The 22,267-nt window shown below is 66.4% G+C and carries 12 protein-coding genes and 4 pseudogenes; 12 read left to right on the forward strand and 4 right to left on the reverse strand.

The features are described from left to right. Positions 1 to 80: 80 nt before the first annotated feature. The 11 genes and pseudogenes from secA to ACSJDS_RS08870 all read left to right on the forward strand — a co-directional run bounded on the left by secA (position 81) and on the right by ACSJDS_RS08870 (position 17,875). Positions 81 to 2,822, forward strand: a complete 2,742-nt coding sequence (gene secA, locus ACSJDS_RS08820; protein ID WP_473032949.1) for a preprotein translocase subunit SecA — start codon at positions 81 to 83, stop codon at positions 2,820 to 2,822. Positions 2,823 to 2,861: 39 nt separating this feature from the next. Continuing rightward, a pseudogene (argJ, locus tag ACSJDS_RS08825) lies at positions 2,862 to 4,089 on the forward strand (bifunctional glutamate N-acetyltransferase/amino-acid acetyltransferase ArgJ). Positions 4,090 to 4,165: 76 nt separating this feature from the next. Further along, a complete protein-coding gene (locus ACSJDS_RS08830) occupies positions 4,166 to 5,113 on the forward strand; it encodes a Nudix family hydrolase (protein WP_473035003.1) in 948 nt (315 codons plus the stop codon). A 463-nt stretch (positions 5,114 to 5,576) separates the two neighbouring features. Continuing rightward, positions 5,577 to 7,563: pseudogene (locus ACSJDS_RS08835) on the forward strand (type VI secretion system Vgr family protein); the annotation flags it as partial. A gap of 87 nt (positions 7,564 to 7,650) precedes the next feature. Further along, positions 7,651 to 11,364: an RHS repeat-associated core domain-containing protein gene (locus tag ACSJDS_RS08840; RefSeq protein WP_473035004.1), complete on the forward strand. Its 3,714-nt coding sequence runs from the start codon at positions 7,651 to 7,653 to the stop codon at positions 11,362 to 11,364. Between the two features lies 1 nt (position 11,365). Beyond that, complete coding sequence (locus ACSJDS_RS08845) at positions 11,366 to 11,770, forward strand: hypothetical protein (RefSeq protein WP_473032950.1); 405 nt, start codon at positions 11,366 to 11,368, stop codon at positions 11,768 to 11,770. Between the two features lie 779 nt (positions 11,771 to 12,549). Beyond that, positions 12,550 to 13,419: a hypothetical protein gene (locus ACSJDS_RS08850; protein WP_473032951.1), complete on the forward strand. Its 870-nt coding sequence runs from the start codon at positions 12,550 to 12,552 to the stop codon at positions 13,417 to 13,419. Next, positions 13,416 to 14,375 (forward strand): RHS repeat-associated core domain-containing protein, encoded by a 960-nt coding sequence (locus ACSJDS_RS08855; protein ID WP_473032952.1) that lies wholly within the window; start codon positions 13,416 to 13,418, stop codon positions 14,373 to 14,375. The genes ACSJDS_RS08850 and ACSJDS_RS08855 overlap by 4 nt, the downstream gene beginning before the upstream one ends. Before the next feature lie 699 nt (positions 14,376 to 15,074). Then, positions 15,075 to 16,593, forward strand: a pseudogene (locus ACSJDS_RS08860) (IS3 family transposase). Positions 16,594 to 16,745: 152 nt separating this feature from the next. Further along, entirely contained in the window at positions 16,746 to 17,135 is a 390-nt protein-coding gene (locus tag ACSJDS_RS08865; protein ID WP_473032953.1) for a hypothetical protein, read from the forward strand. A gap of 116 nt (positions 17,136 to 17,251) precedes the next feature. Then, on the forward strand, positions 17,252 to 17,875 hold the full coding sequence (locus ACSJDS_RS08870) for a hypothetical protein (protein WP_473032954.1): 624 nt from the start codon (positions 17,252 to 17,254) through the stop codon (positions 17,873 to 17,875). 119 nt (positions 17,876 to 17,994) lie between these two features. On the opposite strand, the pseudogene ACSJDS_RS08875 reads toward ACSJDS_RS08870, so the two are convergent. From ACSJDS_RS08875 to ACSJDS_RS08890, 4 genes and pseudogenes are all read right to left on the reverse strand, one after another. Continuing rightward, a pseudogene (locus tag ACSJDS_RS08875) lies at positions 17,995 to 18,896 on the reverse strand (carbon-nitrogen hydrolase). Between the two features lie 168 nt (positions 18,897 to 19,064). Then, on the reverse strand, positions 19,065 to 20,102 hold the full coding sequence (locus ACSJDS_RS08880) for an agmatine deiminase family protein (protein WP_473032955.1): 1,038 nt from the start codon (positions 20,100 to 20,102) through the stop codon (positions 19,065 to 19,067). 117 nt (positions 20,103 to 20,219) lie between these two features. Next, positions 20,220 to 20,492: a hypothetical protein gene (locus tag ACSJDS_RS08885; protein ID WP_473032956.1), complete on the reverse strand. Its 273-nt coding sequence runs from the start codon at positions 20,490 to 20,492 to the stop codon at positions 20,220 to 20,222. After that, a complete protein-coding gene (locus ACSJDS_RS08890) occupies positions 20,441 to 20,842 on the reverse strand; it encodes a hypothetical protein (RefSeq protein ID WP_473032957.1) in 402 nt (133 codons plus the stop codon). The genes ACSJDS_RS08885 and ACSJDS_RS08890 overlap by 52 nt, the downstream gene beginning before the upstream one ends. Positions 20,843 to 21,017: 175 nt before the next feature. Between ACSJDS_RS08890 and ACSJDS_RS08895 the strand changes: the two genes are divergently transcribed. Beyond that, positions 21,018 to 22,259 (forward strand): lipoprotein-releasing ABC transporter permease subunit, encoded by a 1,242-nt coding sequence (locus ACSJDS_RS08895; RefSeq protein ID WP_473032958.1) that lies wholly within the window; start codon positions 21,018 to 21,020, stop codon positions 22,257 to 22,259. Positions 22,260 to 22,267: the final 8 nt, after the last annotated feature.

Consider the following 22,267-nt stretch of genomic DNA (forward strand, 5'->3'; position numbering starts at 1 on the left):
CGTCAGCTGCCGGCGGGGGTTTCTCCCTCTCATAGCGCCTAGCCGCCGGTCGATTGCCACACGCAGATACTGGACGTTTCATGATCAACTCTTTGTTACGCAAGGTCGTCGGCTCCAAGAACGACCGCGAAGTCAAGCGCATGCAGCGCCAGGTCGCTCAGATCGGCGCCCTGGAACCGCAGCTCGAGTCGGCCGATGATGCCGCCATCAAGGCGCGCACCGACGAGCTGCGCGAGCGCCTGGCCGGCGGCGAGAGCCTGGATGCGCTGCTCCCCGACGCCTTCGCCACGGTGCGCGAGGCCAGCAAGCGGGTGATGGGCATGCGCCACTTCGACGTGCAGATGGTCGGCGGCATCACCCTGCACCGGGGGCGTATCGCCGAGATGAAGACCGGCGAGGGCAAGACCCTGGTGGCGACCCTGGCGGTCTATCTCAATGCGCTGCCTGGCAAGGGCGTGCACGTGGTCACGGTCAACGACTACCTAGCCCGCCGCGACGCCGAGTGGATGCGCCCGCTGTATGAATTCCTCGGCCTCTCGGTGGGGACCATCTACGCCGGCCAGACCGCCGAGGAGAAGCGCGCCGCCTACGGCTGCGACATTACCTACGGCACCAACAATGAGTACGGCTTCGACTACCTGCGCGACAACATGGCCTTCTCGCTGGAGGACAAGGTGCAGCGCGGGCTGCACTACGCCATCGTCGACGAGGTCGACTCCATCCTGATCGATGAGGCGAGAACGCCGCTGATCATCTCCGGGGCGGTGGACGAGAATACCGAGCTCTACAAGGTGGTCGACCGCCTGGCCGTGCACCTGGTCAAGGGCGAGGTCTCCGAAGACCCGGAGGTGCCGGTCGAGGGCGACTTCCTGCTCGATGAGAAGCAAAAGCAGGTCGAGATCACCGAGGCCGGCCACAACAAGGTCGAGGAGCTGATGCGCGGCGAGGGCCTGCTGGGCGAGCACGACTCGCTGTATGCCGCCCAGAACCTCAACCTGCTGCAGCATATGCACTCGGCGCTGCGTGCCCGCCATCTCTACCACCGCGACGTCGACTATATCGTCAACGAGGGCCAGGTGGTGATCGTCGACGAGCACACCGGCCGCACCATGCCGGGACGGCGCTGGTCGGAAGGCCTGCACCAGGCGGTGGAGGCCAAGGAGGGCGTTACCGTTCAGCGCGAAAGCCAGACGCTGGCCTCCACCACCTTCCAGAACTACTTTCGCCTCTACGAGAAGCTGGCCGGGATGACCGGTACCGCCGATACCGAGGCCTTCGAGTTCCGTCAGATCTACGGCCTGGATGTGATCGTCATCCCTACCAACCGGCCGCTGATCCGCAAGGATCTCAACGACCTGGTCTATCTGACCGCCGAGGAGAAGTACGAGGCGATCATCAAGGACGTTCAGGCCGAGACCGAGGCCGGACGCCCGGTGCTGGTGGGGACCGCCTCCATCGAGACCTCCGAGTACCTGGCGGACCTGATGAAGCAGGCCGGCATCGCCTTCAACGTGCTCAACGCCAAGCAGCACCAGAGCGAGGCCGAGATCATCGCCCAGGCGGGCCGCCCGGGCGCGGTGACCATTGCCACCAACATGGCCGGTCGCGGTACCGATATCGTACTCGGCGGCAACTGGGAGGCCGAGGCGGCCAAGCTGGAGAACCCCAGCGAGGCGCAGATCGAGACGCTGCGCGAGGAGTGGCGGGCGCGTCACGAGGCGGTGCTGGAGGCCGGGGGCCTGCACGTCATCGGCTCCGAGCGCCACGAGTCGCGGCGCATCGACAACCAGCTGCGCGGCCGTGCCGGGCGCCAGGGTGACCCGGGCTCGACCCGCTTCTTCCTCTCTTTGGAAGACAGCCTGATGCGCCTGTTCGGCTCCGACCGGGTGCAGCGCATGATGAAGGCGCTGGGACTGGAGCGCGGCGAGGCAATCGAGCACAAGATGGTCTCCAACGCGGTGGAGCGCGCCCAGAAGAAGGTCGAGAGCCGCAACTTCGATATCCGCAAGCAGCTGCTCGAATACGACGACGTGGCCAACGACCAGCGTCGGGTGATCTACGAGCAGCGCAACGAGATCCTCGCCTCCGAGGACGTCTCCCAGAACGTGCTGGGCATTCGCGAGGAGGTGCTCGATCAGGCCATCAGCGAGTTCGTGCCGCCTCAGAGTCTGCCCGAGCAGTGGGACCTGGCGGGCCTGCAGGAGCACCTCAAGACCGAGTTCAACCTGGAGGCACCGGTCGTCGAGTGGGCCGAGCAGGACGAGCGTTTCCACGAGGAGCAGCTGCGCGAGCGTCTGCAGGAGATGCATCGCGAGACTTACCAGAAGAAGAACGAGGTGGCCGGCGAGGCGCTGATGCGCCGCTTCGAGAAGCAGATCATGCTGCAGGTGCTCGATACCCGCTGGAAGGAGCACTTGCAGTCAATGGACCACCTGCGCCGCGGGATTCATCTGCGCGGCTATGCTCAGAAGAACCCCAAGCAGGAGTACAAGCGCGAGTCCTTCGAGCTGTTCCAGACCCTGCTGACCAACATCAAGTCGGATATCACCCGCATCACCAGCCACGTGCAGGTTCGCCAGCCCGAGGAGGTGGATGAGCTGGAGCGTCAGCGTCGCGAGGCCCTGGAGCGTGAGAAGGCCGCGGCGGCCAGCCGCCACGACACCCCTGGCCCCGCCGCGGCGGAAGGCCAGGAGCAGGCACCGCTGCCGCCAGGCGCCGACGGCCGCCCGATGCGTCGCGAGGGCCCCAAGGTCGGGCGCAACGATCCCTGCCCCTGTGGGTCGGGGAAGAAGTATAAGCAGTGCTGCGGCAAGCTGAGCTGATCGCCGCTTGATCGCGATTCAATGACAGGAGGGCTGAAGATGGCAGTGGGTGACGTGAGCTTTCCGGCGATGCCGGCGATAGAGGGTCTGCGCCTGGGCACCGCCGAGGCGGGGATCAAGAAGCCCGGACGTCGCGACCTGGTGGTGATCGAGATTCCACCGGGGGCGCGAGTGGCGGGCAGCTTCACCCGCAATGCCTTCTGCGCGGCGCCGGTGACGGTGGCCAAGGCGCATCTGACGGCCTGTGTGTCACGCGGGGAGGCGCCTCGCTTCCTGGTGATCAATACCGGCAACGCCAACGCGGGCACCGGTGAGGTAGGCCTGCGTGACGCCTATGCCACCTGTGCCGAGCTGGCGCGGCTGACCGGTGTGCCCGAGGACAGCGTGCTGCCGTTCTCTACCGGGGTGATCGGCGAGCCGCTGCCCATGGAGCGGCTGCTGGGGGGCTGCCGCCGGCGCTCAATGCGCTGCAGGATGGGGGCGAGGCCTGGCATCAGGCGGGCGAAGGGATCTGACCACCGACACCCGCCCCAAGGGGGCCAGTGTGACCCTCGAGATGGGCGAACGCACGGTGACCATCAACGGCATCAGCAAGGGCTCGGGCATGATCAAGCCCAATATGGCCACCATGCTGGCCTTTGTGGTCACTGATGCCGCCATTGAGCAGCCCCTGCTCGACACGCTGCTGCGCGAGGCGGTGGATCGCTCTTTCAACTGCATCACCGTGGACGGCGATACCTCTACCAACGATGCCTGCATGCTGGTCAGCACCGGCCGCGGTGCCGCCGTGGTCAGCGATGAGCAGATTGCGATATTTCGCAACGGCCTGCAGCGGGTGATGACCGAGCTGGCGCAAGCGGTTATCCGCGACGGCGAGGGGGCCACCAAGTTCGTGACGCTACAGGTGAACGGGGCGGTGAGCCGCGAGGAGGCGCTAGATGTGGCCTTTACCGTGGCGCACTCGCCGCTGGTCAAGACGGCGCTCTACGCGTCGGACGCCAACTGGGGGCGCATTCTGGCCGCGGTGGGACGCGCTCCGCTTGCCGATTTTGACGTCGACCGGGTGGTCATCGACCTGGATGATGTGCGCCTGGTCGAGCATGGCGGTCGCGCGCCGGGCTATACCGAGGAGGCCGGCAGTGCGGTGATGGCTCGTGAGGAGATCACCATCCGCATTGCGCTGGGGCGCGGCGGCGAGAGCGCCACGGTGTGGACCTCCGACCTCTCCCATGACTATGTCAGCATCAACGCCGATTACCGCAGCTGAGGGCGGTATCGGCAGACCAACACGCCCGTGTCGAGCGAGCGGCGCGGGCCAAGCGGGTAAAGGGTGAATGAACGCAATGGTGAAAAGAAGGGTGCATGTGGCGGCCGCCGCCATCATCAGCAGCGACGGGCGCGAGGTGCTGCTCGCCCGACGGCCGTCCAACGTCGACCATGGCGGCCTGTGGGAATTTCCCGGCGGCAAGCTGGCACCCTACGAAACCGGCCTCGAGGGTCTCAAGCGGGAGCTGCATGAGGAACTGGGTGTGGAAATACATCGCGCCCAGCCGCTGATCCGCATCCATCATGAATATCCCGACAAGCATATCCTGCTCGATGTCTGGCAGGTGCATGAGTTCACCGGCGAGCCCTTCGGTCGCGAGGGGCAGGCGGTGCGCTGGGTGCCCATGAACGAGCTGGTCAACTATCCCTTCCCGGCGGCCAACCTGCCGATCCTGCGGGCGGTGATGCTGCCCACCGAGTACCTGATCACCGGGGAAGAGGCGGACGAGGCGCGCTTCGATGCCCGCCTGGCGCGGGCGCTGAGTGAGGATGGCGTGCGACTGGTGCAGCTGCGTGCCAAGGGGTTGGATGAGACGGCTTACCTGGCCCGTGCCGAGCGGGCGCTGGCGCTGTGCCGCGAGCATGGGGCGCGACTGCTGCTGAATGGCGAGCCCGAGCTGCTGGACAAGGTAGAGGCCGATGGTATCCACCTGACCAGCGAACGACTCGCGGCGCTGGAGCGTCGGCCGATCGCCGAGGACAAGTGGCTGTCGGCATCGACCCACGACTCCCAGCAGCTGACCCAGGCCGGGCGCATCGGCTGCGACTTCGTCACCCTGTCGCCGCTGCGCACCACGCCGTCGCACCCCGAAGTGGCGCCGATGGGCTGGCACGACTTCCAGCAGCTGGTAGAGCGAGCCGCCATGCCGGTCTTCGCGCTGGGCGGCATGACCCGCTTCGACGCCAACCACGCCCGCGCCGTGGGCGCCCAGGGCATCGCCTCGATTCGCGATTTCTGGAAATAAGGGCAGGGCAGAGGAACTAGGAACGAGGGGCTAGCCGCTCAGTGACGGCAGCCGTCCCTAAGTAGATGCCACCCGCGCTTGCTTGACCGTGCAAGCGCGGGTGGCATTTTCGTCCCTCGTCTCTGTCAATCTCATAGCGCCCGATAGTCGCTGGCGGTGGACACCCAGCTCATGCCGCCCAGCATGCCGATGGTTTTCATGGGGCAGGGGACTCCTTGTCGTGACCTTGGCCCCCAGCTTATCCGTGTGCCGGCCGGCGGACAATGGGCCGGGGGTACCGTGCCGCAACTGTCGCCGAGGGAATGGGGCAGGCCGCCTTTGTTGGCGATTTCCTACACGGCTGTCCGTGAAATGTCACAGATACGCACTCCCATGACTGGTATTTTGACCGCCCGATAATGCGCGATGGCTTGCCAGTTCCCACTGTTATCGCGTTCTTCTCCAGTCGCAGGGAGGCGACAACATGGCCGATTCCACCGGACTCCAGTTCACCCTGAGCCTCGCCGGCATCCCCGACCTGGCGGTGGTCGACTTCACCCATCGCGAGCGGCTCTCCGCCCCCTTCGAGCTCAGGGTCACCCTGGCCAGCCGCGACCCCGACCTCAGCCCCGCCGAGGTGCTCGAGCGCAACGCCACCCTGATCGTCTGGGAGGACGGCGAGCCGCTGCGCCACCTCCACGGCGTGGTCAGCGAGTTCGGCCGCGGCGACCGCGGCCACCGCCGCACCTTCTACACCCTGGTCATCCGCCCGGCGCTGTGGCGCCTCGGCCTGCGCCACAACTCGCGGATCTTCCAGGACGTCCCGCCCAGGACATCCTCGCCACCCTGTGCGACGAGCGCGGCCTGACGGACGTGGCCTTCGCCCTGACCCGCGAGCCCGAGGAGCGCGAGTACTGCGTGCAGTACCGCGAGAGCGACCTGGCCTTCGTCGAGCGCCTGGCCGCCGAGGAGGGGCTCTTCTACTTCCATGAGTTCGAGCCCGCGGTCGGCGGCGCCCACCGGCTGATCTTCGCCGACGCGCCGGTGCTGCTGCCCCACCTGGGCGAGCGCACCTACCACGGCCGCGCCGGCGGCACCCCGCCGCGCCGCCATGTGCGCAAGCTGCGCCAGGTCTCACGGGTGCGCCCGGCGGCGGTGACGCTCAAGGACTACACCTTCAAGAACCCGGCCTATGACCAGCTTCATGAGCAGGCTGCAGAGGGGCTGGCGGAACATGCGCAACGGGACGACTACGAGCACTTCGACTATCCGGGCCGCTACAAGGCGGACGCCTCCGGGGTGCCCTTCACCCGGGTGCGGCTGGAGGCGCTGCGCGCCGAGGCCCATACCGCCCAGGCCGAGAGCGACCTGCCGGAGCTGGCCCCGGGCAGCCGCTTCACCCTCGCCGATCACGATATCGACGCCCTCAACCGCGACTGGCAGGTGGTCGAGGTGGTGCATCACGGCGAGCAGCCCCAGGCCCTGGAGGAGGATGGCGTCGACAGCGACGGCCGCACCCGCTATTTCAACGAGCTGGTGCTGGCCCCCGCCGACCGCGCCTGGCGCCCCGAGCCCCCGTCCGGCCCCGGGTCGACGGCCCCCAGGTGGCCTTCGTGGTGGGGCCCGAGGGCGAGGAGATCCACTGCGACGAACACGGCCGGGTCAAGGTGCAGTTCCCCTGGGACCGCTACGCCGAGCCTGACGACACCGCCAGCGCCTGGATTCGGGTCAGCCAGGACTGGGCCGGCGGCGGCTACGGCGCCATGGCCATCCCGCGCATCGGCCACGAGGTGATCGTCTCCTTCCTGGAGGGCGACCCGGACCAGCCGATCATCACCGGGCGCACCTACCACGCGGTCAACACCCCGCCCTACGCGCTGCCCGCGCACAAGACCCGCACCGTGCTGCGCACCCAGAGCCACAAGGCGGAAGGCTTCAACGAGCTGCGCTTCGAGGATGCGACCGACGCCGAGCAGATCTGGCTGCACGCCCAGAAGGACCTGGAGCTGCTGACCCTCAACGATCGCACCGAGACCATCCGCCGCGACAGCCACCTCGCCATCGAGCGCCACCGCCTCGGCGAGATCCACGGCGACGACCACCTCACCGTGCACGGCCAGCGCCACACCCAGGTGAAGGGCGATGACCACCTGCGAGTCGACCAGACCCGCCACGAGCACTATGGCACGGCCCAGCGGGTGGAGGCCGGCCAGGAGGTCCACCACCAGGCCGGTACCCAGGTGGTGGTGGAGGCCGGCGCCGAACTGACCCTGGCCGCCGGCGGCAGCTTTATCAAGCTCGACGGCGCCGGGGTGACCATCGTCGGCAGCCAGGTGCGCATCAACTCCGGCGGCAGCCCCGGGCGGGGCCGCGGCCAGGCCGTGGTGCTGCCGCGCCTGCCCGGCGAGGCCAGCCCGGAGACCAGCGAGGACGTCACCCTCGAACCTCACCAGACGCCATTGTTGGAAAGCGAGATCGTCGCCGCCACACCGCTGGACCTGGACGCGGTGGATATCGCCGATGGCCTGGCCGACCGCTGCAGCGCCTGCGCGCCCGCCGTGGGCAGCCCGGTCAACCCGCTGCTCGGCGCCAAGCTGCTGCCCGCCGAGACCGACATCGCCCTGCCGGCACCGCGGCCCTTCGTGTTCAGCCGCGGGTATCTCTCCTGCAACGCGCGCATCGGCGTGCTGGGCCAGGGCTGGTCCGTGCCCGGCGAGGGCCTGTCGCTCACCCTCGATGACGACGCCTGCGTGATCCACGACGCCCAGGGCCGCGATATCACCTTCGGCCCCCTGGCCCCGGGCCAGGCGCGCCACTCGCCCACCGAGCAGCTCTGGCTGCGACGTGGGGGTAGCCTGCCGGAGGAAGCTGCCGAGCCAACGGCTGCCCAAGACGACGTGCGTTGGGACAGCGTGCCCGAATCGCTTCGCGAGAATCAGCAGCGCATTTTGCTGAAGGACGCCAGTGGCCTGACCTATGTCTTCGCGCCGCATGACGAGGACAGTAGCCATAGCGGCAGGGAAGACACGCCCTCCAGCAAGTGGCAGCTGATTCAAGAGCGGGACCGTAACGGCTACACCACCACGTTCCACTGGGAGGCCGACCTGCTGGTGTGGGTCGAGGACAGCGCCGGGCGCCACTACCGCTTCGACTATGACGCGCTGCTGCCTGAAAGCGACGCAGACCGCGGCCAGCGCCTGATGGGCGTCAAGCTGACCCAGGAACACGACGGCAGCGCCCAGGACGACTGGCTGGTGCGCTACTCCTATAGCCCCGCCGGCGACCTGATCGCCGTGCGCCATCGCCATGGCGAGGTGGTCCGCGAGTTCGAGTGGCAGGACCATATGCTCGTCGCCCACCGCGTGCCCGGCGGCCTCGAGGCCCACTACACCTGGGACCGCCACGCCCCCGATGGCCGGGTGATCGGCCAGCAGGAGGCCGGTGGCCTGGCGCGCGCCTACGCCTACCATCCCGATCACACCCGCGTCACCGATAGCCTCGGCCGCGAGGAGCGCTACCACTTCGTCGGCGCCGGCCCCGGCCAGCGCTGGACGGCGCATACCCGCGCCGACGGCTCGGTGATCGAGTTCCGCTACGACCGCGCCGGACGCCAGATCGCCAGCGTCGATCCGCTGGGCCGGGAGAGTGAACTCGAACGCGATGAGGCGGGGCAGATCATCGCCCAGACCGCCCCGGACGGCAGCCGCTGGGCCATCGAGCGCGATGCCCTGGGCCTACCGGTGCGTCTCGAAGGGCCTGACGACCAGCACTGGCAAATCGAGCGCGACACGCGAGGGAACCCGCTGACCATCACGGGCCCCGAGGGCACCACCACCCTGGCCTACGAGGACGAACGCCTGCCCGACCGGCCCACCGCCGTCACCGATGCGGGTGGAGCGACCCATCGGCGGGAGTGGAACGCCCTGGGCCAGCTGGCGGCGGAGACCGACTGCTCCGAGCGGCGCACCACCTACGCCCATGACGCCCGCGGCCATCTGGCCAGCATCACCAATGCCCTGGGTGAGACCACCCGCACCACCCATGACGTCATGGGCCGGCGCCAGTCCACCCAGCTGCCCGACGGCAGCCACTGGCACCACCACCACGACGCCCAGGGGCGCCCGGTGGAACAGGAGGGCCCCCAGGGCTACCGTCAGCAGCTCTTCTACGACGACTACGGCCGTCCCGCCCAGCGGATCGATGCCGACGGCAGCCAGACCCTGCTCGCCTACGACGAGGCCGGGCGCCTCGGCGAGCTGACCCTGGGCAACGGCGCGGTCTACCGCTTCGCCTATGACGTGATGGACCGCCTGATCGGCGAGACCGGCCCCGACGGTCGCGAACAGCGCTACGCCTATGATGCCGCCGGCCAGTTGATCGAGCACACGGAAGTCAACCGCCCGGGCCCCGATGACCAGCCGCTCGTCATCCGCTACGAGTACGACGCCAATGGCCGGCTGATCGCCCGCCATCTGCCCGAGACCGACGCCGCCCCGGCCAGCACCGAACGCTACCACTGGCGTGCCGATGGCCAGCTGGCCGGCGCCGAGAATGCCCATGGCGAGGTCACGTTCGCCTTCGATAAGGCGGGGCGGCCAAGCGGTGAACAGCAGCGGCATGCCGGCTTGGAAGGAGATAGCGGTTGGAGCTGGCAGCACCAGCACACCCTGACCGCCACCGGCGCACCCCAGGCCAGCCAGTTCGGCGACCTGCCCGAGTTCAACTGGCTCACCTACGGCAGCGGCCACCTGCATGGCCTGCTGGCCAGCGGGCTCGGCCTGGAGATCGCCCTGGAGCCGGATGCCCTGCATCGCGAGACCCGGCGGCGTCTGCACAGTGCCGATCACGCCCAGCCGCTGATCCTCGAGCGTGGCTATACCGAGCTCGGCCAGATCGCCCAGTTGAGCCTCAGCAGCACGGGCGGCGCTCAGGGCAAGCAGCATTACCGGTACGACGCCCTGGGGCGGATGACCTTCCGCACCCAGCAGGGCCAAGGCCAGGCCAGCACCATCGCCTACCGCTACGACCCGGCCGGGCGACTGATCGCCAGCCAGCACGGCGACCACGCCCACCGCTACCCGGTGGACGCCGCCGGCAATCGCCTCGAAGGCCAGGCCACCGCCCAGGCCGATAACCAGATCAGCCAGCTCGGCGGCACCCGCTACCGCCACGACGGCGCCGGCAACCTGATCGAGCGCGAGGCCCCCAACGGCGAACGCCTGACCCTGGGCTACGACGGCGCCAACCGTCTGGTCACGCTGACCCACACCAGCGCCTACGGCCATACCCGCGAGGCCACTTACCGCTACGACGCCCTGGGCCGGCGCATCGGCAAGACCGTGCGCCACGCCAACGGCACCGCCGCCACCCACCACTACGGCTGGGACGGCGACCGCCTGGTCCACGAAGCCACCGAGCATCAGCGCACCACCGTAGTCTACGAACCGGGCTCCTTCGTGCCGATGCTAAGGATCGATGAAACGGCGAGCGGGAAGGAAGTGGAACGCCGCCTTAGCGCCTACGTCACCGACGCCCTGGGCACCCCGTTGCAGCTACTCGGCCCCAACGGCCAACCCCGCTGGCTCGCCGACCCCGACGACTGGGCCGCGGTCAAGAATCAACGCGCCGAGCGCAACGTCACCCAACCCATTCGCTTCCAGGGCCAGTGGCACGACGAGGAATCGGGCCTCGACTACAACCGCCACCGCTACTACGACCCGCAGCAGGGCCGCTATATCAGCCAGGACCCGATTGGCCTCAACGGCGGCACCAACCTGTACGGCTACGTGACCAACCCGACGGGCATGGTGGATCCGCTGGGGTTGAGTGGTGTGGGGCTAAGCAACCTAAGCGCTGCATTTGGACCAGCAGCTCGAGGGGCGCATGGAGAAAATATGAACGTGCTAAGAGAAGCAGTAGCTAAACCTCCATCCGAGTGGGAGTTCGCAGGTTGGGAAGTGTTTGAGCCAGAAGGACGGATAGAAAAACTCTGGGCAGACTATAAAGATGTGCATGCTATTTGTGAGGATCAGCACGGAGAAAGGATGTCTATATCAGCCAAATATTTTCAAACGAGGCCATTCTGTATTAATGAAATTTGCTCAAGTGGAGGGCCTAACCCCGACGCACACTTAGTAGACACTCTTTTTGAGCTTGGGGAGGCCGCTTCACATGCAAGAAGCTGTGGAGGAATGAGCAAGTTTGAATGCTTCATGCAGAATGAAGCAACTCCAGAGCTAGGCATTGAAATGTGTCAAAATGCAGGGCGATAGCATGAGAAACATAGAGGCAGAAGTAAGGTTAATCATATTCCATTATCTGGTCTGTATAACCTCATACCGTTTTGCGAAGGATGTATGGCAGGCTATTGCCAACCTTCTGTCCAATAATATTATATCGGGCAGGACGGTAACTCTTGTGGTTATGGTTTATTTTGCGTATTTTTTAATGTTCTTGTGCGGAGTGTTGATGGGTTTTTTGGCAAAAAGAAAAATCATTGTCCATTCTTGCCTAGCAGCCATGGCCGGAGTAGCCCTTGATATTTATTTTGTCACAGGAATGACAGTTGGTGACAGTGTAGGGGTTATTTTTATGCTGGCAAACGGAGCAGTGCTAGGAAGTATAGGAGGGGTGGTTGCTATGGTTTTAAAAAATCTGAATGCTAGGAGCAATGCTTAATATGCCCCCTGGATTCAAGCAATAAAAAACATCGCACTCATGTACCACCCGCCAGGGAAGGCACCTCGCTGCCTTCCCTGGCGGTAGCGTGGCAGAACGGCCGACCCTCCAACGCCTTGAGGACATGATGCGTCTTTCTTATCCTTGTTTCCTGCTCGCCACCGGTCACGCCGTGGACTGCGGCGGCAGGTGATCGGCCAGCGCTGGACCGCGCATACCCGCGCCGACGGCTCGGTGATCGAGTTCCGCTACGACCGCGCCGGACACCAGATCGCCACCGTTGACCCGCTGGGCCGCGAGACCGCGATGGAGCGGGATGAGCAGGGCCAGGTGATCGCCCAGACCGCCCCGGACGGCAGCCGCTGGACCATCGAGCGCGACGCCCTGGGGCAACCCATTCGTATCGAAGGCCCCGAAGGCCTGCACTGGCAGATCGAGCGCAACGAGCGCGGTCACCCCGTGGCGATCAGCGGCCCCGAGGGCACCACCACCCTGGCCTACGAGGATCCGTGCCTGCCCGACCGGCCCACGATCATTACCGATGCGGGAGGGGCAACCCATCGGCGGGAGTGGAACGCCCTGGGCCAGCTGGCGGCGGAGACCGACTGCTCCGAGCGGCGCACCAGCTACGCCCATGACGCCCGCGGCCATCTGGTCAGCGTCACCAATGCCCTGGGTGAGACCACCCGCACCCCCATGACGTCATGGGCCGGCGCCAGTCCACCCAGCTGCCCGACGGCAGCCACTGGCACCACCACCACGACGCCCAGGGGCGCCCGGTGGAACAGGAGGGTCCCCAGGGCTACCGTCAGCAGCTCTTCTACGACGACTACGGCCGCCCCGCCCAGCGGATCGACGCCGACGGCAGCCACACCACCCTGGCCTATGATGAGGCCGGGCGCCTCGGCGAGCTGACCCTGGGCAATGGCGCGGTCTATCGCTTCGCCTATGACGTGATGGATCGACTCATCAGTGAGACCGGCCCCGACGGCCGCGAACAGCGCTATGCCTATGATGCCGCCGGCCAGCTGATCGAACGCACGGAAGTCAACCGCCCGGGCCCCGACGGCCAGCCGCTGGTCACCCGTTTTGATTACGACGCCAACGGCCGGCTGATCGCCCGCCATCTGCCCGAGACCGACGCCGCCCCGGCCACGACGGAGCGCTACCACTGGCGCGCCGATGGCCAGTTGGCCGGCGCCGAGAACGCCCATGGCGAGGTCACGTTCGTCTTCGACGAGGCGGGACGGCCAAGCGGCGAACGCCAGCGGCATCACGCCATACCAGCAGGCAGCCACAGCGCGAGCGACTGGCAGTGGCAACACCAGCACACCCTGACCGCCACCGGCGCGCCCCAGGCCAGCCGCTTCGGCGACCTGCCCGAGCTAAGCTGGCTCACCTATGGCAGTGGCCACCTGCATGGCCTGCTGGCCAGCGAGCTCGGCCTGGAGATCGCCCTGGAACCCGATGCCCTGCACCGCGAGACCCGGCGGCGTTTCCACCTCAGCGCGCCGGACGCCAATGGCAGTCCCCAACCGCTGATCCTCGAGCGCGGCTATACCGCCCTCGGCCAGATCGCCCACCTCAGCCTGGGCAGGCCCGGCCTTAGCGCCGAGCAACACTACCAGTACGACGCCCTGGGCGGATGACCTTCCGCACCCAGCAGGGCCAAGGCCAGGCCAGCACCATCGCCTACCGCTACGACCCGGCCGGGCGGCTGATCGCCAGCCAGCACGGCGACCACGCCCACCGCTACCCGATGGACGCCGCCGGCAATCGCCTCGAAGGCCAGGCCTCCGCCCAGGCCGATAACCAGATCAGCCGGCTCAACGGCAACCGCTACCGCCATGACGGCGCCGGCAACCTGATCGAGCGCGAGGCCCCCAACGGCGAACGCCTGACCCTGGGCTACGACGGCGCCAACCGTTTGGTGCACCTCACCCACACCAGCGCCTACGGCCATACCCGCGAGGCCCACTACCGCTACGACGCCCTCGGCCGGCGCATCGGCAAGCGCGTGCGCCACGCCAACGGCACCACCGCCACCCACCACTACGGCTGGGACGGCGACCGCCTGGTGCATGAGGAAACCGACCATCAGCGCACCACCGTGGTCTATGAACCCGGCACCTTCGTGCCCATGCTGCGCATCGATGAAGCGCAGCACGATGGTGAGCCAGTGCGTCGCCTTAGCGCCTACGTCACCGACGCCCTGGGCACCCCGTTGCAGCTACTCGGCCCCAACGGCCAACCCCGCTGGCTCGCCGACCCCGACGACTGGGCCGCGGTCAAGAAGCAGCGCGCCGAGCGCAACGTCACCCAACCTATCCGCTTCCAGGGCCAGTGGCACGACGAAGAGAGCGGCCTCTACTACAACCGCCACCGCTACTACGACCCCCAGCAAGGGCGGTATATCAGCCAGGACCCGATTGGCCTGAACGGCGGGATGAACTTGTATGGCTATGTGACCAACCCCACCGGCATGGTGGATCCGTTGGGGTTGTTTAATCGCCCAGGGGATATTGATCAATCAGGACGTCGGGGACGTACCGGCCCCCCATTACTTCACAAGGTCCTGCTCCAAGATCTACGCTTGAACGACTGACTAACGCAGCATTAGGCAACAGGCTCGGGAGTGTTACCGGTGGTACACTTAAGATTGATCCTGGCACAGGTGCGTTTATTAAAGGCCATCCCCTTTTCGTGTTTGTGTTTGGGGTTGCCTCACCTAATAGTATAAGTGTTATGCAGTCAAGGTTTTACGATATGGATGGCGATGGTTTGTCTGATCAGTATTACAGTTTGGGTATGTGTGTTCCTGGGAGAAATTAATGCATTTGCAGGGTTCATCGATTTATTGGAGGAATAAATGGGTGGAAGGCTTAACTATGCTTCCGCTCTATGTCTTGTATGTGATAGGCATCATTGGTCTTCCCATGATGCCAAGGCTATTGCTTTTCGCAGTTGGGTTTTTCCTGTTTTCGCCATTATATAGGGTCATGTTTATAAACCGGCCACTCTTGCTTGAGAGAATGCCAAGGCTGGCCTTGGTCATTGTCATATGGTGCTCGCTTCCTGTGTTTTTCTTTTTGACTTTTTTATAGTTTTGGAGAAAAACTTTAAAAACAGGATGGCCTGGGCGCAAAGCTCGGTTATGTTCTTCTTCTCTCAGTTGCTTGTGCTGTGTGCCGGAGTTTTTTAATTAGTGTGACCCCTATCTGTCAACGTAGTTGTCACCTAAACGGATTGAGAGGTGATCAGCGTGCGTTACCCCGCAGAGCGTAAGGAAGCCATCCTCCGGAAGATGGCGCCGCCCATGAGCATGACCATCCCGGAACTCGCCGAGCAGGAAGGCATCACAGCGACAACCCTCTACAATTGGCGGAAACAGGCCAGAGCACGAGGACAGGTTTTGCCATCACGTTCGACCCAGCCCGACCAGTGGACCAGCCAGGAGAAATTCCAAATCGTCCTGGAGACGGCCCCGATGAACGAGGCCGAGCTCAGCGCCTATTGCCGTGAGCGTGGGCTCTACCCCGAGCAGGTGGAGGCCTGGCGGGATGCCTGCATGAACGCCAACGATGAGGCGGCAGCGCAGGCCAAGCAGCTCCGCCAGGAGCGCAAGGAAGAGAAGAAGCGGCTCCGCCAGTTGGAGCGTGAGATACGCCGCAAGGACAAGGCTCTGGCTGAGACAGCGGCGCTGCTGGCCCTGTCAAAAAAGGCCGAGGCGATCTGGGGCACGACCAACGACGAGGACGACTGACCAGCCTCCCGGATCGCCAGCGCATCGTGACCCTGGTGCAAGATGCCCAGCATGACGGTGCTCGGCTGGCCAAGGCCTGTCAGGTGATGGGCATCAACGTGCGGACCTGACTCATCGCTGGGTCGCCGAAGGCGAGGTGACGGCTGATCGCCGCCCCGATGCCGACCGCCCGGAACCGGCCAATAAGCTATCGCCTGAGGAGCGGGAGGCAATCGTGGCGCTGTGCAACGCCCCGGAGTATCGGAGCCGCCCTCCGGCCTTCATCGTGGCCGATCAGGCGGACAAGGGCCGCTACCTGGCCTCTGAGTCGACGATGTATCGAGTACTGCATGAATACGACCAGCAACATCACCGGGGCCGGCAACAGGCCCCACAGCGCAAGCGCCCGCCGACCACGCATCAAGCCACCGCGCCAAACCGGCTTTGGTGCTGGGATATCAGCTGGTTGCCAGGCCCAGCACGCGGCACTTGGTGGTACCTGTATCTGATCATGGATGTCTTCAGCCGCAAGATCGTTGGGCACGAGGTCTACGAGACGGAGACCGGCGAGCTGGCCGCCGAGCTGATTCAAAAGGCCTGCTGGCGAGAGCACCTCACGGATCGTCACAAGCCCTTGATTCTCCACTCAGATAACGGCAGCCCGATGAAGGCAGCGACCTTCCTGGAGAAACTCTACGACCTGGGCATCACCCCGTCGTATAACCGTCCACGGGTGAGTAACGACAACGCCTTCGCCGAGTCGGCCTTCAAGACGCTGAAGTACCGGCCGGGTTTTCCCGTCGATGGCTTTGCCACCCTGACCGAGGCGCAGGAGTGGGTCCAGCGATTCACCGAGTGGTACAACCAGGAGCATCGGCACAGTGCGCTTCGCTACGTCACGCCGAGTCAGCGTCATAGCGGCGAAGCCGAAGGTATCCTGGCGAAGCGCCGGGAAGTCTTCGAGGCGGCGAAGCAGCGCCACCCGGGACGCTGGTCAGGTGGCATCCGGAAACTCAGTTTGCCAAAGGTCGTGTACCTAAATCCCGAGCGGGAACCGGTGCCACAAGCAGCAGGATTTTAAAGAGCCAGAGCTATTTCATGTGTCATCTATGTTGACAGGCTCCGTGACCCTTTGACCTGAACTCAACCAATAAATGCAACACGGACGTTGCACCCATGCACTACCCGCCAGGGAAGGCACCTCGCTGCCTTCCCTGGCGGTAGCGTGGCCGAGTGCCCGCTGACCAGCAGGCAGGCCTGGTCACGCTCACCCACACCAGCGCGTACGGTCATACTCGAGAGGCCCACTACCGCTACGACGCCCTGGGCCGGCGCATCGGCAAGCGCGTGCGCCACACCAACGGCACCACCGCCACCCACCACTACGGCTGGGACGGCGACCGCCTGGTCCATGAGGAAACCGATCGCCAGCGCACCACCGTGGTCTACGAACCGGGCACCTTCGTGCCCATGCTCAGAATCGATGAAACGCAGCACGATGGTGAGCCAGCGCGCCGCCTTAGCGCCTACGTCACCGACGCCCTGGGCACCCCGCTGCAGCTACTCGGCCCCAACGGCCAACCCCGCTGGCTTGCCGGCGCTCCTCTGAGTAACGAGGCATGAGTGTCTCCTTTCGCCCCCCTGATCGGTTTATAGGAACAGGGTATCAGAGGGCACGACAGTCATCCTGACACTGGGGGGCGGGGCGTCCAAGCGGCGAACAGCAGCGGCATGCCGGCTTGGAAGGAGATAGCGGCTGGCAGTGGCAACACCAGCACACCCTGACCGCCACCGGCGCCCCCCAGGCCAGCCAGTTCGGCGACCTGCCCGAGCTCAGTTGGCTGACCTACGGCAGCGGCCACCTGCATGGCCTGCTGGCCAGCGAGCTCGGCCTGGAGATCGCCCTGGAGCCCGATGCCCTGCATCGCGAGACCCGGCGGCGTTTCCACCTCAGCGCACCGGACGCCAATGGCAGTCCCCAACCGTTGATTCTGGAGCGCGGCTATACCGAGCTCGGCCAGATCGCCCAGTTGAGCCTCAGCAGCACGGGAGGCGCCCAGGGCAAGCAGCACTACCAGTACGACGCCCTGGGGCGGATGACCTTCCGCACCCAGCAGGGCCAAGGCCAGGCCAGCACCATCGCCTACCGCTACGACCCGGCCGGGCGGCTGATCGCCAGCCAGCACGGCGACCACGCCCACCGCTACCCGATGGACGCCGCCGGTAATCGTCTGGAGGCACAAGCGGGCAACCCACCCGCGGCCAACAGTAGCAACCGGCTCAGCCAGCTCGACGGCAGCCGCTACCGCCATGACGGCGCCGGCAACCTGATCGAGCGCGAGGCCCCAACGGCGAGCGCCTGACCCTGGGCTACGACGGCGCGAACTGTCGACAGCTGAAGCCGCGCAGCGTGCCAATGACCTGCGCCAGGAGGCCGAACGCCAAGTGCGCTACGCCTTCTCGTCTGGCCAGGCCTCCACTGTCAATCCCGATAGCGCCGGGTCAAATCCCCATAGGCGTCGATGCGGCGGTCGCGCAGGTATGGCCAGATTCGCCGCACCTCCTCGCCGCGGGCCATGTCCAGGGTCACCAGCAGCCGCTCGGCCTGCACCCCGGCGTGGGCCAGCAGTTCGCCCTGGGGGCCGCAGATGAAGCTGCCTCCCCAGAAGTCGATGCCGCGGCCCATCCCCGAGTGGTCGGGCTCGTGGCCGACCCGGTTGGCGACGATCACCGGCAGGCCGTTGGCGACGCCGTGGCTGCGCTGGATCAGCGTCCAGGCGTCCTTCTGACGGGCTTTCTCGGCGTCGTCGTCGGCCGGGTCCCAGCCGATGGCGGTGGGGTAGAGCAGCAGCTCCGCGCCGGCCAGGGCCATCAGCCGTGCGCCTTCCGGATACCACTGGTCCCAGCACACCAGCAGCCCGAGTCGCCCCACCGAGGTGTCGATGGGCTCGAAGCCCTGGCCGCGCGCGGCGTCGATATCCCCCGGGTGAAGTAGAACTTCTCGTAGAAGCCCGGATCGTCGGGGATATGCATCTTGCGATAGTGGCCCACGGCCCCCTGCTGGCGGTCGTAGACCACCGCGGTGTTGTGATAGAGCCCCGGCGCGCGGCGCTCGAAGAGCGAGCCCACCAGCACGATATCGAGCTCGGCGGCGAGCGCCGCCAGGCGGGTACCGGTGGGACCGTCCAGAGGCTCGGCCAGGTCGAACAGCGCGGTGTCTTCGTACTGGCAGAAGTAGTGGGTGGCGTGCAGCTCCTGCAGCATGACCAGCTCGGCGCCGGCGGCGGCCAGCTCGCGGATGCCGGCCTCGCTCTCGGCGAGGCTTCGGGCCTTGTCGGGCCAGGCGGGCTGCTGGACCAGGCCGACCTTCAGATGGCGGGGCATGATGAAACCTCCTCGGTTGCTCGTTTCTCGGGGCTTTTCTGGCGACAAGCCTGCAAGGAGGCGCTGTGAATACCTCCCTGTACGCTACCGACGCCATCCCTGGCGTAGGACCTCCTCTTCGGCTTGTCCCCAGCGCCCCTGGTGTTGTGCTTCCGATCTGCCCTCAGGTCAGGTCGGCCAGGCTGCCCTGGGCAGCTGCATGGTGAGGCAGTGCAGGCTGCCGTGCTGGCGGATCACGCTCAGGCACTCGATGGGAATGATATCGCGCCCCGGGAAGGCGCCGGCCAGGGCGGTCAGCGCCCGGGTGTCGGCGGCGTCGCCGTAGGTGGGCACCAGCACCGCGCCGTTGATGATCAGGAAGTTGGCATAGGTGGCCGGCAGGCGGTGGCCGTCCTCCGGGTCGTGGCAGGGCCGCGGCCAGGGCAGGGCGATCAGCCGATAGGGGCTGCCGTCGGCCTGCCGCAGCGCCTTGAGCTCCGCCTCCATGGCGGCCAGGGCCGGGTAGTGGGGGTCGGCCTCGTCGTCGCAGCGCACATAGGCGATGGTGGCCGGGTCGCAGAAGCGCGCCAGGGTGTCCACATGGCTGTCGGTGTCGTCGCCTTCCAGATGGCCGTTGGCCAGCCACAGCACCCGGCTCGCCCCGAGGTCGTCGCGCAGCCTGTTCTCCACCGCGTCACGGTCCAGGGTCGGGTTGCGGTTGGGGTTGAGCAGGCAGGCTTCGGTGGTGAGCAATGTCCCTTCGCCGTTGCACTCGATAGCCCCTCCCTCCAGCACCAGGTCGTGGCTGATCACCGGGCAGGCGTAGACGTCGGTATCGGCCAGGCGCCGGGTCAGGGTGTTGTCACGGGCGGCTTCGAACTTGCCGCCCCAGCCGGTAAAGACATAGTCGAGCAGGACGAGTTCCCCATCGCGCTCAATGGCCAGCGGGCCGTGATCCCGGGTCCAGGTGTCGTCGCTGTCGGCGACGACCAGGGTCAGCCGGTCGGCGGCCACGCCCAGGCAGGCCAGGCGGTGGGCGAGATGGCGCCGGGTCGCGCCATCGGGCACGCTGATCAGCACCCGCTGATAGCGGGCGATGGCCACCACCATGGCCTCCAGGGTGGCCTCGATGCGCTCGAGCAGCGGGGCCCAGTCGCTGGTCGGCGCCGGCCAGGTGAGCTGGACGGCGTCCTGGGGGTGCCATTCGGGGAGCAGGCGGTTGGCCATGGAGCAGAGCCTTACGTCGGGAGTCTAGGGGGGCGCGGCCGGTCGGTCGGCGCTGGCGAAATGTAGGCGGCGCCTGAGCAGGATGCAAGTCCTTGGAGGAGACGACGCCCCCGGGCGTCAGGAGCGCGGGGCGCTGGGCAGCAGGCGGCGGTACTGGTCGAGCCGCTCGTCGAGCCACTCGCCGCTGGCCTGGATCCGGTCATCGGCACAGGGCACGCTGACCTCGAGCAGCAGCAGCCCGCGGCGCTCGGCCACCTCGGCCGCTTCGGGGTCAAGAGTTTCCAGCAGCGACCGGGCCAGCTTCTCGGGCAGGCTCGCGGTGCGTCGCCAGGTCAGAGTCAGGGCCCGCTGGTTGAGCAGGTAGTCGAAGCGGGCCGCATCGGGCAGCACGCCCACGGCGCCGTGCACCAGCCCCTGGGAGAGACTCTCCAGGGTGCGGTAGGCCGGCGCGCCGGCGGCTCGGCAGGCGTGGGCACCGTCGACCCGGCAGCCCTCGCGCTCGGCCGGCGCCGCGGGCCAGTTGCCCCGTCCATGCGCTCCGCCGTGGCCGCAAACGGCAGCGCCACCGCGATCGCGGGGGTACCGTCGTGCAGGCGGCGGGACGTCGCGGTCAGCACCCCGTGGGGAAAGGCCCGGCGCAGCCAGCGATAGTCGCAGGCGCGCTGAATGGTTTCCCGCGTGTCCTGCAGGGAGGCGTGGGCGCTCTGCAGCGAGCGCAGCATGGCAAGGGTGCGAAACATCTCGGCTCTCGCGTGGTCTGGGTAGGCCGTGAGATCTCGGCAGGTGCCCAGTCTATCAGGGCGCGTGTCGGCCGTGCCCGTCAAAGTTGCAAGCATCGCGGAAACGCGCGGTGCCCCCGGTGCAGCGCGGAGCAAAAAACCGTACCATGATCCCCCGCTGACAAGGAACGCCATGATGCTAGACCGCCTGCCACTGCTGATCGGGCTGCGCTATGTGCGCGCCAAGCGCCGTAACCACTTCATTTCTTTCATCTCACTGACCTCCATGCTGGGGCTGATGCTGGGCGTGGCGGTGCTGATTCTGGTGCTGTCGGTGATGAATGGCTTCGACCACGAGCTGCGCACCCGGATTCTGGGCATGGTGCCCCACACCAAGATCGAGTCGCGCACCGGCCTGGTGGAGTGGGAAGCGCTGGCCGAGCAGCTTACCCAGCGCGAGCGGGTGATCGGCGCCGCCCCCTATATTCAGCAGCAGGGCATGTTCTCGGTGGCCGGGCGCAACGAGGGCGCCATGGTCAATGGCATTCATCCCGAGTGGGAGGATCGCGTCTCGATCATCGGTCGCCACATGCGCCAGGGGAGCCTGGACGACCTGGTACCCGGCGAGTGGAACGTGGTGCTCGGCTCCATGCTGGCTCGGCATCTGGGCGTCGGCGTCGGTGACCGGGTCACCCTGCTGGTGCCGGAGGCCTCGATCACCCCGGCCGGCGTCTTCCCGCGGCTCAAGCGCTTCACGGTCAGCGGGATCTTCAGCGTTGGCGCCGATCTCGATGCCAATCTGGCCTATGCCAATATCGAGGATATGCAGACGCTGGCGCGCCTGGGCGACGCCGTGGGTGGGCTGCGACTGGAGCTCGACGATCTCTTCGCCGCGGCCAGCGAGACCCGGGCCATCGTCAACGAGCTGGGGCCGGGCTATCGTGGCGTGGATTGGACCTTCTCCCACGGCAACCTCTTTCAGGCGATCCAGATGGAGAAGCGCATGATCGGGCTGCTGCTCACGGTGATCATCGCCGTGGCGGCCTTCAATATCGTCTCGACCCTGGTCATGGTGGTCACCGACAAGCACGCCGATATCGCCATCCTGCGCACCATCGGCGCCACGCCCCGCTCGATCATGGGCATCTTCATGGTGCAGGGCATGGCCATCGGGGTGATCGGCATCCTGGTGGGCGTGGGGCTGGGCGTGCTGCTGGCGCTGACCATCTCCGATCTGATCGGTGGAGTGGAATCGCTGCTCGGCATCCAGTTCCTCGACGCCGGGGTCTACTTCATCAGCGACCTGCCGTCCCGGCTGCACTGGGACGACGTGCGCAACATCGTCGCCGCCGCCTTCGGGCTGACCTTCCTCTCGACCCTCTATCCGGCCTGGCGGGCGGCGCGGGTCCAGCCCGCCGAGGTGCTGCGCTATGAATGATATGGCGA

The organism is Halomonas sp. SL18_1 (genome assembly GCF_055755715.1).